This is a genomic window from Streptomyces sp. NPDC057002 (assembly GCF_042673825.1).
In the GTDB taxonomy this organism is placed as follows: Bacteria; Actinomycetota; Actinomycetes; order Streptomycetales; family Streptomycetaceae; genus Streptomyces.
In genome coordinates, this window is sequence record NZ_JBHURZ010000002.1 from 167,539 (window position 1) to 180,269 (window position 12,731).

At 71.5% G+C, this 12,731-nt stretch carries 9 protein-coding genes and 1 pseudogene; 3 read left to right on the plus strand and 7 right to left on the minus strand.

The genetic code is table 11. The annotated features are described in order from the left end of the window. Positions 1–10 precede the first annotated feature (10 nt). On the minus strand, positions 11–2,524 hold the full coding sequence (locus ACFT32_RS08895; protein WP_382487413.1) for a DEAD/DEAH box helicase: 2,514 nt from the start codon (positions 2,522–2,524) through the stop codon (positions 11–13). A 144-nt stretch (positions 2,525–2,668) separates the two neighbouring features. Here ACFT32_RS08895 and ACFT32_RS08900 point away from each other — a divergent pair, with 144 nt between their 5' ends. Further along, positions 2,669–3,463 carry a metal-dependent hydrolase gene (locus ACFT32_RS08900; protein WP_359895097.1) on the plus strand — a complete coding sequence of 265 codons (795 nt, stop codon included), beginning with the start codon at positions 2,669–2,671 and terminating at the stop codon, positions 3,461–3,463. 20 nt (positions 3,464–3,483) lie between these two features. On the opposite strand, the gene ACFT32_RS08905 is transcribed toward ACFT32_RS08900, so the two are convergent. From ACFT32_RS08905 to ACFT32_RS08920, 4 genes are all read right to left on the minus strand, one after another. Further along, complete coding sequence (locus ACFT32_RS08905; protein WP_184599177.1) at positions 3,484–3,729, minus strand: type B 50S ribosomal protein L31; 246 nt, start codon at positions 3,727–3,729, stop codon at positions 3,484–3,486. Between the two features lie 34 nt (positions 3,730–3,763). Beyond that, positions 3,764–4,234 carry a DUF5709 domain-containing protein gene (locus tag ACFT32_RS08910; protein ID WP_382487415.1) on the minus strand — a complete coding sequence of 157 codons (471 nt, stop codon included), beginning with the start codon at positions 4,232–4,234 and terminating at the stop codon, positions 3,764–3,766. A 172-nt stretch (positions 4,235–4,406) separates the two neighbouring features. After that, positions 4,407–6,188 carry an ABC transporter ATP-binding protein gene (locus ACFT32_RS08915; RefSeq protein WP_382487417.1) on the minus strand — a complete coding sequence of 594 codons (1,782 nt, stop codon included), beginning with the start codon at positions 6,186–6,188 and terminating at the stop codon, positions 4,407–4,409. Continuing rightward, positions 6,185–7,990 (minus strand): ABC transporter transmembrane domain-containing protein, encoded by a 1,806-nt coding sequence (locus ACFT32_RS08920; protein ID WP_382487419.1) that lies wholly within the window; start codon positions 7,988–7,990, stop codon positions 6,185–6,187. The genes ACFT32_RS08915 and ACFT32_RS08920 overlap by 4 nt, the downstream gene beginning before the upstream one ends. 212 nt (positions 7,991–8,202) lie before the next feature. Here ACFT32_RS08920 and ACFT32_RS08925 point away from each other — a divergent pair, with 212 nt between their 5' ends. Together ACFT32_RS08925 and ACFT32_RS08930 are read left to right on the plus strand one after the other, a co-directional pair. Next, positions 8,203–9,798: a peptide-N4-asparagine amidase gene (locus ACFT32_RS08925; protein WP_382487421.1), complete on the plus strand. Its 1,596-nt coding sequence runs from the start codon at positions 8,203–8,205 to the stop codon at positions 9,796–9,798. Between the two features lie 176 nt (positions 9,799–9,974). Beyond that, entirely contained in the window at positions 9,975–11,411 is a 1,437-nt protein-coding gene (locus tag ACFT32_RS08930; protein WP_382487422.1) for a cation:dicarboxylate symporter family transporter, read from the plus strand. Between the two features lie 199 nt (positions 11,412–11,610). Here ACFT32_RS08930 and ACFT32_RS08935 read toward each other — a convergent pair. Further along, positions 11,611–11,991 (minus strand): annotated as a pseudogene (locus ACFT32_RS08935) (aromatic ring-hydroxylating dioxygenase subunit alpha); the annotation flags it as partial. A 220-nt stretch (positions 11,992–12,211) separates the two neighbouring features. Beyond that, complete coding sequence (locus ACFT32_RS08940; RefSeq protein WP_382487424.1) at positions 12,212–12,661, minus strand: MarR family winged helix-turn-helix transcriptional regulator; 450 nt, start codon at positions 12,659–12,661, stop codon at positions 12,212–12,214. Positions 12,662–12,731 lie beyond the last annotated feature (70 nt).

Below are 12,731 nucleotides of genomic sequence, written 5' to 3' on the forward strand. Positions count from 1 at the left end.
GTCCGGCCGTTCAGAGCTGGCCGACGTCGGTGACGCGGACGATGGCGCGGCCCTCCGCGTCGGAGGCGGTCAGGTCGACCTCCGCGCTGATGCCCCAGTCGTGGTCGCCGTTCGGGTCGTGGAAGATCTGCCGGACCCGCCACAGGGCGCTCTCCGGCTCCTCCTCGATGAGCAGCAGCTTGGGGCCGCGGGCGTCGGGGCCGGTGCCGAGGTCCTCGTACTCGTCGAAGTACTTGTCCATCGCCTCGCCCCACGCGTCGGCGTCCCAGCCGGACTCCGCGTCCATCTCGCCCAGCTCCTCGACCTGGTCGAGGGCGGCCAGCTCGACCCGGCGGAACATGGCGTTGCGGACCAGCACGCGGAAGGCGCGCGCGTTGGCGGTGACCGGCTTGACCTCGTCGGCCTTCTCCTGGGCCTCCTCGGCGGTCATCTCCGCCGGGTTGGCGAGCTGCTCCCACTCGTCCAGCAGGCTGGAGTCGACCTGGCGCACCATCTCGCCCAGCCAGGCGATCAGGTCTTCCAGATCCTCGGACTTGAGGTCGTCCGGGACGGTGTGGTCCAGGGCCTTGAAGGCGCTGGCGAGATAGCGCAGCACGATGCCCTCGGTGCGCGCGAGCTCGTAGTGGGACACCAACTCCGTGAAGGACATCGCCCGTTCGTACATGTCGCGGATGACCGACTTCGGCGACAGCGGATGGTCGCCGACCCAGGGGTGGCTCTTGCGGTAGGTGTCGTACGCGTGGAAGAGCAGCTCCTCCAAGGGCTTCGGGTACGTGATGTCCTGGAGGCGCTCCATGCGCTCCTCGTACTCGACCCCGTCCGCCTTCATCTGGGCCACGGCCTCGCCGCGCGCCTTGTTCTGCTGGGCGGCGAGGATCTGCCGCGGGTCGTCGAGCGTCGACTCCACGACGGACACCATGTCGAGGGCGTACGACGGGGACTCGGGGTCCAGCAGCTCGAACGCGGCGAGCGCGAACGTGGACAGCGGCTGGTTGAGGGCGAAGTCCTGCTGGAGGTCGACGGTGAGGCGGACGATGCGGCCGGTGGCGTCCGGCTGGTCGAGCTTCTCGACGATGCCGCCGTCCAGCAGCGAACGGTAGATCGCGATGGCCCGGCGGATGTGCCGCAGCTGCTGCTTGCGCGGCTCGTGGTTGTCCTCCAGCATCCGGCGCATCGCCTCGAAGGCGTTGCCGGGACGGGCGATCACCGACAACAGCATCGTGTGCGTCACCCGGAACCGGGAGGCCAGGGGCTCCGGTTCGGAACCGATGAGCTTCTCGAAGGTCTGCTCCGACCAGGCGACGAAGCCCTCCGGCGCCTTCTTGCGGACGACCTTGCGGCGCTTCTTCGGATCATCGCCCGCCTTGGCGAGCGCCTTCTCGTTCTCGACGACGTGCTCGGGCGCCTGCGCGACGACGAAGCCCTCCGTGTCGAAACCGGCCCGTCCTGCGCGGCCCGCGATCTGGTGGAACTCCCGGGCCCGCAGCGTGCGTACCCGGGTGCCGTCGTACTTGGTGAGGGCGGTGAACAGCACCGTGCGGATGGGGACGTTGACGCCCACGCCGAGCGTGTCCGTGCCGCAGATGACCTTCAGCAGACCGGCCTGCGCGAGCTTCTCCACCAGGCGGCGGTACTTGGGCAGCATGCCCGCGTGGTGGACACCGATGCCGTGCCGGACGTAGCGGGAGAGGTTGCGGCCGAACTTCGTGGTGAAGCGGAAGTTGCCGATCAGTTCGGCGATCCGCTCCTTCTCCTCACGCGAGCACATGTTGATGCTCATCAGCGCCTGCGCCCGCTCCACGGCCTGCGCCTGAGTGAAGTGCACGATGTAGACGGGCGCCTGCCGGGAACCCAGCAGGTCGGTCAGCGTCTCCGTCATCGGGGTGTAGCGGTACTCGTAGGACAGCGGCACCGGGCGGGTCGCCGAGCGGACCACCGCGGTGGGGCGGCCGGTGCGGCGGGTGAGGTCCTTCTCGAAGAAGGAGACGTCGCCGAGCGTCGCCGACATCAGCACGAACTGCGCCTGCGGCAGCTCCAGGATCGGGATCTGCCAGGCCCAGCCGCGGTCGCCCTCCGCGTAGAAGTGGAACTCGTCCATCACGACTTGGCCGACGTCCGCGTCCTTGCCGTCGCGCAGCGCGATCGACGCCAGGACCTCGGCGGTGCAGCAGATGACGGGGGCGTCGGCGTTGACGGACGCGTCGCCGGTCAGCATGCCGACGTTCTCCGTGCCGAAGATCTTGCACAGTTCGAAGAACTTCTCCGACACCAGCGCCTTGATCGGAGCCGTGTAGAAGGTGACCTCGTCGCGGGCCAGCGCGGCGAAGTGCGCACCCGCCGCGATCATGCTCTTGCCGGAACCGGTGGGCGTCGACACGATCACGTTCGCGCCGGAGACCACCTCGATCAGCGCCTCCTCCTGGTGGGGATAGAGCGTGAGACCCCGCTCGCCGGCCCATGACTCGAAGGCTTCGTACAAGGCGTCGGGGTCGGGGGTCCGCGGCAGCTGATCGATGAGGGTCACGTCCCCATCTTGCCTGGCCTGATGCCCGATGCGGGAATCGGCTGCGGGCCCGAAGATCACGAACGCTACGCTGGGTCGCCGACGACACGTCAGCGCACCCGGTCAACTGGACAGCGGCACACGAGGAATGGGGCGGCAACGGCCATGATGGGACCAGCACACTCACTGTCGGGCGCCGCCGCCTGGCTCGGCGTCGGCGCGGCGGCCGCCGCGGCCGGGCATCCGATGCCCTGGCCCGTCCTCCTCGTGGGTGCCCTGATCTGCGCCGGTGCCGCCCTCGCCCCGGACCTCGACCACAAAGCGGCCACCATCTCCCGGTCCTTCGGACCGCTGTCACGCTGGCTGTGCGAGATCGTGGACAAGCTGTCGTACGCCGTCTACAAGGCGACGAAGAAGCAGGGCGACCCGCGCCGCTCCGGGGGGCACCGGACGCTCACGCACACCTGGCTGTGGGCGGTCCTGATCGGTGCGGGCACCTCGGTCGTGGCGATCACCAGCGACCGGTGGGGCGTGCTGGCGATCCTCTTCGTGCATCTGGTCCTGGCCATCGAGGGTCTGCTGTGGCGGGCGGCGCGCGGCTCCAGCAGCGATGTCCTGGTGTGGCTGCTGGCCGCGACCACGGCGTGGATCCTCGCGGGGGTCCTGGACAAGCCGGGCAACGGGGCGGACTGGCTGTTCACGGCGCCGGGGCAGGAGTACCTGTGGCTGGGGCTGCCGGTCGTGCTGGGGGCGATCGTCCATGACATCGGGGACGCGCTCACGGTGTCCGGGTGCCCGATCCTGTGGCCCATACCGGTGGGGCGCAAGCGCTGGTACCCGCTGGGGCCGCCGAAGGCCCTGCGGTTCCGGGCGGGCAGCTGGGTCGAGCTCAGGGTGCTGATGCCGGTGTTCATGCTGCTGGGCGGCGTGGGCTGCGCGGCGGCGCTCAACGTCATCTGAGCGGCGCTTCCCGGTCGGGGTCAGGCGCCGCCGTACCGCCGCTCGAACCGGGCGACCCGGCCCTCCGAGTCCACCGTGCGGGCCTTGCCCGTGTAGAAGGGGTGGCTCTCCGAGGAGATCTCCACGTCGACGACCGGGTAGGTCTCGCCGTCGTCCCACTCGATGCGTTCGCCGCTGGTCGCGGTGGACCGGGTCAGGAAGGCGTACCCGGCGGTCCGGTCGCGGAAGACGACGGGGTGGTAGTCGGGGTGCTTGTCCTGCTGCATGGATGCTCCTCGTGCGGCTCGGGCGGTGCTGCGATCAGCCGGACGGGGTGTCCTCGTCGACGACGTGCACGGCGGCCTCCTCGGCCGACGCCGCGGCGCCGTCGATGCCCACGTCCATGGCGACCAGCGCGCTCTCCTCGTCCTCGTGCGCGCCCTCGTCGGGCGCCACCAGCCGGCCGGAGCGGGCGTCGCCGACCTCGTTGTCCAGGAGTTCCCCGTCGGTGCCCTGGCAGTCCCCGAGACCGTCACCGTCGGGGGCGGCGGCGTCCGGCAGTTCCTCGGCGAGCCGCTGGTCCAGCGTCTCGCCCGCGCGCCGCTCGGCCGCCGTCACACCGAGATGCTCGACGGCCCAGGGCCGCTCGGGAGGGGACCAGCCGCGGTCCAGGGGATCGTCGACGCCGTCGTCCACCAGGGTGTCCTCGGCGTCGAGCAGCCCCGTGTCCTCTCGCTGCTCGTCTTGATCCGGTTGGTAGACATCGTCTCCCCAACCGTCGGACCTGTTCACGGGTACCTCCAGGGGGTGGGGACGGGCCCGTTCCCCGAGCCGGTGCCTGATTCCAGCCTTCCACCCGGCCTCGTCCCCGCGCAACGCCACGGACCGGAGCCGTGGTCCTCGGCGGGCGCCGGGCCGCCGAGGACCGTCCCACCGCCGCCCGGCCCTCTGACCGGGCGGGGGGTCAGCCGTGCCAAGACCTCCACAGCGCCGCGTACGCCCCGTCCGCCGCGACCAGGTCGTCGTGACTGCCCAGCTCGCTGATCCGGCCGTTCTCGACGACGGCGATGACGTCCGCGTCGTGGGCCGTGTGGAGGCGGTGGGCGATGGCGACGACGGTGCGGCCGTCGAGGACCCGGGCCAGGGAGCGTTCCAGGTGGCGGGCGGCCCGGGGGTCGAGCAGGGACGTCGCCTCGTCCAGGACCAGGGTGTGCGGGTCCGCCAGGACCAGTCGGGCCAGCGCGATCTGCTGGGCCTGGGCCGGGGTGAGCGCCAGGCCGCCGGAGCCGACCTCGGTGTCCAGTCCCTCGTCGAGCCCTTGGGCCCAGCCGTCCGCGTCGACCGCGCCCAGCGCCGCCCAGAGCTCGGCGTCGACCGCGTCGGTCCGGGCGAGGCGGAGGTTGTCGCGCAGGGAGCCGACGAACACATGGTGCTCCTGGTTGACCAGGGCGACGTGGGCGCGGACGCGTTCCGCCGGCATCCGGGACAGCTCGGCCTCGCCCAGGGTGATCCGGCCGTCCCGGGGCGCGTAGATCCCGGCGAGCAGCCGGCCCAGCGTCGACTTGCCCGCCCCCGAGGGCCCGACCAGGGCCAGCCGGGTGCCGGGGGAGACCTCCAGGGACACCTTGCGCAGGACGTCCACGCCCTCCAGGTAGCCGAAGTGCACCCGGTCGGCCCGCACATGGCGTCCTTCGGGCGCCACGGAGGAGTCCCCGGCCTCCGGTTCGATGTCCCGGACCCCGACCAGCCGGGCCAACGACACCTGGGCCACCTGCAGCTCGTCGTACCAGCGCAGGATCATGCCCACCGGGTCGACGAGCATCTGCGCGATCAGCGCGCCCGTCGTGAGCTGGCCGACGTCGATCCAGCCCTGGAGGGCGAAGACACCGCCGACCATCAGGACCGAGGCGAGCACGGTCACGTGGGTGACGTTGATGACCGGGAAGAGCACCGACCGCAGCCACAGCGTGTAGCGCTCCCAGGCCGTCCACTCCTTGATCCGGCGCTCGGACAGCGCCACCCGGCGGTCACCGAGGCGGTGGGCCTCGACCGTACGGCCGGCGTCCACGGTCTCGGCGAGCGCGGCGGCCACCGCGGCGTACCCGGCGGACTCCGAACGGTAGGCGGCCGGCGCCCGCCGGAAGTACCAGCGGCAGCCGGCCACCAGCAGCGGCAGGGCGAGCAGCACGGCGAGCGCCAGCGGCGGCGCCGTGATCACCAGCCCGCCCATCAGCAGCACCACCCACACCACGCCGATCGACAGCTGTGGCACGGCCTCACGCATGGCGTTGCCCAGCCGGTCGATGTCCGTGGTGATCCGCGACAGCAGATCCCCGGTCCCGGCCCGCTCCAGCACGCCGGGCGGCAGCCCGACCGACCGTACGAGGAAGTCCTCGCGCAGGTCGGCCAGCATCCGCTCACCGAGCATCGCGCCGCGCAGCCGCACCTGACGGACGAACGCCGCCTGGACGGCCAGCGCGGCCACGAACAGCCCCGCCGTCAGTTCCAGCCGCAGGTCCCGCGCCCCGTCGGACACCCGCTCCACGAGCCCGCCCAGCAGCCACGGACCGGCCATCGAGGCGACGACGGCGATCGTGTTGACGGCGACGAGCAGCAGGAACGCCCGCCGGTGCCGGCGCAGCAGTTCGGCCGCGTAGGCGCGGACGGTCGCGGGGGCACCGACCGGCAGGGTGTTCGCCGTCGTCGGGGCCGCCGGGTCGTACGCCGGTGGCGCCACGCCGATCATGCCTTCTCCTCGATCTCTTCCAGTTCCGCCAGTACGTCGGTCAGGACGGCCTCACCGTTCAGGGCGGCCTCGTCCTCGGTCTCGCGGGTGACGACCGCCCGGTAGCGGGGCTCGGTGCGCACCAGCTCGCGATGGGCGCCGACCGCGGCGACCTCGCCGTCGTGCAGGAACACGACCCGGTCGGCGCGGTCCAGCAGCAGCGGGGAGGAGGTGAACACCACGGTCGTGCGCCCCGCGCGCAGCTCCCGCACGCCCTGGGCGATCCGTGCCTCGGTGTGCGAGTCGACGGCCGAGGTCGGCTCGTCCAGGACCAGCACCTCCGGGTCCGTGATCAGCGACCGGGCGAGCGCGAGCCGCTGGCGCTGCCCGCCGGACAGGGACCGGCCGCGTTCGGTGATCCGGGCGTCCATGGGGTCGGCGGCGTCCAGCGAGCCCTGCACCAGTGCCGCCAGCACGTCGTCGCACTGAGCGGCCGCCAGCGCCTCCCGCGGCTCCACGGCACCCGACGCGGGTACGTCGAGCAGTTCGCTCAGCGAGCCGGAGAGCAACACCGGATCCTTGTCCTGGACGAGGACGGCCGTTCGGGCCGAGGCCAGCGGGAGCTCGTCGAGCGGCACACCGCCCAGCCGCACCGCGGTGCCCTCCTGCGACGGGTGTCCGCCCAGTCGTTCCGCGAGCCGGCCCGCCGCGTCCGGGTCGCCGCACACCACGGCCGTGAGCCGGCCGGTGGACGCGAGGAGCCCGGTCTCCGGGTCGTACAGGTCTCCGGAGGGGTCCTCAGCGGCGCGCGACCCGGCGGTGTCCGTGGCCCGCTCCAGCGACAGCACGCCCGCGGCCCGCTTGGCCGAGGGCCGTGAGAAGGAGTACGCCATGGCGATCTCCTCGAAGTGCCGCAGCGGATAGGTGAGGACCATCACCGAGCTGTAGACGGTGACCAGTTCGCCGACGGTGATCCGGCCCTGGCGGGCCAGCTGCACGCCGTGCCAGACGACGGCGATGAGCAGCAGTCCGGGCAGCAGGACCTGGATCGCGGAGATCAGGGACCACATCCGGGCGCTGCGCACGGCCGCGTGCCGGACTTCCTGGGAGGCGCTGCGGTAGCGGTCGAGGAACAGTTCCTCGCCGCCGATGCCGCGCAGCACGCGCAGACCGGCGACGGTGTCCGAGGCGAGCTCGGTGGCGCGTCCGGCCTTCTCGCGCTGGGTGTCGGCCCGCCGGGTGGCGCGGGGGAGCAGGGGCAGCACGGCGAGTGCCAGCACGGGCAGGCCGACGGCCACGACCACGCCGAGCGCGGGCTGGTAGACGACCAGGCCGACGCAGACCAGCACGATGGTGACCAGGGCCGCGGTGAACCGCGACAAGGCCTCCACGAACCAGCCGATCTTCTCGACGTCACCGGTGGACACGGCGACGACCTCACCGGCCGCGACGCGCCGGGTCAGCGCCGAGCCGAGGTGGGCGGCCTTGCGGGCGAGGAGCTGCTGGACGCGGGCGGCCGCCGTGATCCAGTTGGTGATGGCGGTGCGGTGCAGGAAGGTGTCGCCGACCGCGTTGCCGACGCAGGCCAGCGCCAGCAGGCCGCCCGCCAGGGCGAGCCGCGCGCCGGAGCGGTCGATGACGGCCTGCACGGCGACACCGACGCAGAACGGCAGCGCGGCGACGGAGGCGAAGTGCAGCAGGCCCCAGGCCAGCGACTTGAGCTGTCCGCCCAGCTGATTCCGGAATAGCCACCAAAGGAATCGGGGACCCGAACGCGCGTCCGGCACGCCGGGGTCGGCGTAGGGAAGGTCTTGAATCTGCATGACGTCCCAGTGGCTCGTGTCAGGGGGGATGGGGGTTCGGCCGATGGCAGCAAACCGTGACAGGTTCGCGTCGCGGCGTGGTCGGAGGCAACCGGTTTTCTGCTCCGCGCGCGTCCCACCGACGGGAACCGGCCGACAGGGGTGGGAACGGCGCTGCCTCGACGGGCGGTTGCTCATTGCGGAGGCGGCGGACTCCCCGTAGAACACCGGCCATGAAGAGACGGATAGTCATGTCCATGCTTGCCGGGGCGACCCTCATGGCGAGCACCCTCCTCGGAACCGGTCCCGCCCGGGCGGCCGACGTCCCCGCCGAGTTCGGCACCGACTGGCACGACCCGGTCACGGCCGCCCCGCCCGTCGGCAGGCCGGCGGGCAAGTCCTGTGAAGTCACCGTCGCCCAGGCTCAGTTCCGCGATTTCACGCCGTACCGGGGCACGTACACCCCGCCCGGCGACTGCGGCGCCCGGTGGAGCAGGGTGGTGCTGCGGCTCGACGGGAAGGTCAAGGGGCGCCAGTACGACCGGCTGGGCTATCTGCACGTCGGCGGGGTGGAGATCTTCCGTACGTCGACGCCGCAGCCCTCTCCCGACGGCATCGAGTGGTCCGTGGAGAAGGACGTCACCCGCTACGGCGACACCTTCCGCAGGGGCCAGGACGTCGAGATGCTCATCGGCAACGTCGTCGACGACACCTACACGGGCGTCCTCGACGTCAAGGTCACGCTGACGTTCTACCAGGGCCGCCCGGACGGAAAGAGCCCCGACCGTGTCCTCACCCTCGACGGCGACTCGGCCCTCACCACCCCGCGCAACAGCGAACGCATCGTCGCCGAGGTGTACGCCACCGGCTCGGGCGGCGGCTGCGAGGAGTACTGGTATCTGTCGGTGCCCGAACCCGCGCCCTACTCCTGCAAGGCCGGCCGGGGCCCCTACCGGGAGGTGCAGATCCGCGTGGACGGGCGGCTCGCGGGCATCGCCACGCCGTTCCCGACCGTGTGGACCGGCGGCTGGTCCAACCCGTTCCTCTGGTACGTGACCCCCGGCCCGCGCGCGTTCGACATCAAACCGATCACCTACGACCTCACCCCCTTCGCCGGGCTTCTCAACGACGGCCGGCCGCACCGCGTCGAGGTCTCGGTCGTCGGCGTGCCGGAGGGGCAGGCCGGCTGGAGCACTCCCGTGAACGTCCTCGTCTGGCAGGACGAGCGGCGCACCCACGTCACCGGGAAGCTCACCGTGCACCGGGAGGGCGGCCTCACCGACTCCTCGGACCACACGCCAGGCCCGGAGCACCGGGTGGACACCGAGGGCGCCCACCGGCTGACCGTCGCCGGATACGTGAACACCTCGCACGGCCGGGTCACGACGACCGTCGGCCGCTCGCTCGCCCACACCTCCGAGCACCGCTGGACCGACGGCGAGACCCGTGACGGGCTCGAGGCCGCCTGGACCGACGACGAGTCGGTGACCGTCGACGGGCGCGGACCGGCCCGCACCACACGCACGCACCGCTCCTACACGATGGACGGCACGACCACCCTCGGGGCGGGCGACCGGCTGCGCACCGTGCTGACCCTCGGCGACCGCGCCACGACCGTCGAGTCGCGGGGCGGCCGGCGCACCGCCTGGTCGCGGCTGGACGACTCCTATACGGGCGACGCCACGTACACGGCGAACGTGCCCCGGGATCAGCGGCACGCGGTGGGCACCACGAGTGAGCGCTACCGGCTGTACGGCTCGCACGGCTGCTACGACCGCACCCTGACCACGGCCCAGGGGGTGCTCACGGGAGACCGCGACCGCTGCTGAGGGGAGCGGTGTGGCCAGTGTGACATGTGTCACTTAGGCCACTTTTACGTGTCCGAAACATTGCGGTCTTGTGCGCGATCAAGACAGCCTCCAGAGTGTTCGGTTACGGAAGCAACTTTCCGTATCGCAGAAGTCCCCTCCGGCCTCTGTGTAGCCCGTCCCCCCAAGGAGGCCTCGTGCCACCGTCCGTACCGTCTCTGCCGCGACGTGTCGCACGCACACTGCGTACCTCACTTTTCGCGCAGGTTCTCTGCGCGCTCGTTCTCGGAATCGTCGTCGGAAAGCTGTGGCCGGACACGGCCACGGCTCTCCAGCCGCTCGGCGACGGTTTCACCCGCCTCATCAAGACCGTGATCTCGCCGCTGGTGTTCTGCGTGGTCGTCGTCGGCATCGCCAAGGCCGGCGACCTGAAGGCTTTCGGCCGGATCGGGGTCAAGGCCCTGATCTGGTTCGAGATCGCCTCCACGGTCGCCCTGGTCATCGGTCTCCTCGCCGCCAACCTCGTCGGGCCCGGCAAGGGCATGAACGTCGATCCCGCCTCGCTGGACGCCTCCGCCGTGGAGAAGACGACCGGCGGCGAGCATCTGCCCTCGACGACCGAGTTCCTGCTCCACGCCTTGCCCGAGAGTTTCGTCGGCGCCTTCGCCGAGAACGAGCTGCTCCAAGTCCTGATCCTGGCCTGTCTGGTGGGCGCCGCCCTGCTGCACCTCGGGCACACCAAGGTGCCGAAGATCCTGCCCGCGATCGACCAGGCCCAGGAGGTCATCTTCGCGGTCGTCGGCTTCATCATGCGACTGGCGCCGATCGCGGTGTTCGGCGCGATGGCCCACCTCGTCGGCAACTACGGGCTGGGCGTGATGCAGACGTACGCCAAGCTCATCGTGCTCTGCTATGTGGCGGCGGCGTTGTTCATCGCGCTGCTCGCCGTCGCGCTGCGCGTGGTGACCGGGCTCAGCCTGTGGAAGTTCCTGCGCTACATCCGTGAGGAGATGCTGCTCGCGCTCGGTACCGCGTCCACCGAGGCGGTCATGCCCCGGGTGATGCAGAAGCTGCGGCGGGCCGGCGCGCGTGACGACGCCGTGGGTCTGGTGCTGCCGACGGGCTACTCCTTCAACCTCGACGGCGCCTCGCTCTACCTGTCCATCGGCACGCTGTTCATCGCCCAGGCGGTGGGCGTGGACCTGACCCTGGGCCAGCAGGTCACCGTGGTCCTGGTGCTGATGCTGACCAGCAAGGGCATGGCGGGCATCCCCGGTTCGGCGTTCCTCGCCCTGTCCGCGACCGCCTCTTCCCTGGGGGCCATTCCGGCCGGAGCGGTCGCTCTGCTGCTCGGCGTGGACCGCATCATGGACTCGATGCGCGTCGTCACGAACCTGCTCGGCAACTGCGTCGCCGTGTTCGCGGTGTCCCGCTGGGAGGGGGCCCTGGACACCGACCGGGCCAAGAAGACGCTCGACGGGGACTACACGGCCCCACCGGAGGACGACGACGAGGGTGACGGCGGGAAGGGCGTCGGCGCCGAAGCCCCGGCGGTCGAGCCGACGACGGCCGAAACCCCGGCATCGGCCATCCCCACCCAGAAGCCCAAGGAACCCGCCCCCGAGGTCGGTTGACCGAAACCGAACGGGCCGCGGCCACCGCTCCCCCACGAGCGACGGCCGCGGCCCGTTTCGCGCGCCGGGCTGCCACCGGACTTCAGCCCCGCAGCACCACCGAACCGGCCCTCGGCCGACCGGCGAGGCTCTCGGCGCCGCCCCAGGGGACTCCCGGTTGATCGGCGGCCCCCTGAGGAGCCGTTGGGCCGGTGCCCGCGATCTCCGTGCGGAAGCCGTTCGGGTCGCTGCCGTCCGGCTCGGGCACCACCCCGACCGGGGCGATGCGGCTGTGCAGCAGATACAGGCAGGGGGCGTGGTACTCGATGTCCTGCCAGCGGGTGATCCGGCCCTCTGTGCCGGTCGACTTGGCGTAGAACGGCGGGCACTCGGCGTCGTCCATGTGCCGGCTCACCCGGACGATCCCGGCGCCCTCGTCGACCTCCGTGGTGATCGGCGTCCCGGCGACCTCGGGGGTGCCGATGTAACCGCCGTGCAGATACGTCTCGTGGGAGAGGTCGAGGAGGTTGTCGACGAGCAGGCCGTAGTCGCAGTCGATGGGCTCCGTACCGCGCACGGTGACCCAGCCGGGGGAGTCCCAGGTGCCTGGTTGGGGAAGCCCTCGGTGCCCTCGGGCGGGCGCCTGGTTGATGAGTGAGGCTCTTGGTGCCGGGCGGCTCCCGGCCGGTCGGCGAGGCTCTCAGTCTTGCCGGGCTGGCGCCTGGTCGATGTGTGAGCTCCTGGGCGCCCGGGCCGCCCGTCGTTCGACTGGCGAGGCCCTCAGTTCGGCCGGGCCATCTCCCGTTTGTTCGGCGAAGCCCTCAGCACCGCCGGACCGGCTCCCCGTCGATCAGTGTGTCCAACAGTCCCCCGAGCGCCGCACGCTGATGCTCCGCCAGCGGTGCGAGGATCTCCTCCGCGGCCGACCTGCGCGCCGCCCTCAGCTCGCTCAGCGCGCCCCGCCCGTCGTCCGTGAGCTCGATGCGGATCACCCGCCGGTTCGCCGGGTCGGGCACCCGCCGCACCTTTCCGCTCGCCTCCAGCCCGTCGACCAGCGTCGTCACGGCCCGGGGCACCACCTCCAGCCGCTCGGCCAGATCGGCCATGCGCGGCGGCGAGCCCCAGTGCGCGAGGGTGCGCAGCAGCCGGGACTGCGCCGGGGTGATACCGAGGTCGCGCTGCTCCAGATGGCGCTTCTGGATGCGATGGACCCGGCGGGTGAGCCGCAGCAACTGCTCGGCGAGCAGACCGTCGGGATCGGGCGTGGTCATACGGGAACAATATCAGGATGCAGTTCATTGTGAGTATAGGTAACAATGAGCTACGATCCGACCCGCCCGG

Bases quoted from the DNA above. Each gene is read 5' to 3' on its own strand.
- ACFT32_RS08900 (WP_359895097.1), top strand. From the start codon at position 2,669: ATGATGGGACCAGCACACTCACTGTCGGGCGCCGCCGCCTGGCTCGGC.
- ACFT32_RS08940 (WP_382487424.1), bottom strand. From the start codon at position 12,661: ATGACCACGCCCGATCCCGACGGTCTGCTCGCCGAGCAGTTGCTGCGG.
- ACFT32_RS08905 (WP_184599177.1), bottom strand. From the start codon at position 3,729: ATGCAGCAGGACAAGCACCCCGACTACCACCCCGTCGTCTTCCGCGAC.
- ACFT32_RS08915 (WP_382487417.1), bottom strand. From the start codon at position 6,188: ATGATCGGCGTGGCGCCACCGGCGTACGACCCGGCGGCCCCGACGACG.
- ACFT32_RS08920 (WP_382487419.1), bottom strand. From the start codon at position 7,990: ATGCAGATTCAAGACCTTCCCTACGCCGACCCCGGCGTGCCGGACGCG.
- ACFT32_RS08925 (WP_382487421.1), top strand. From the start codon at position 8,203: ATGAAGAGACGGATAGTCATGTCCATGCTTGCCGGGGCGACCCTCATG.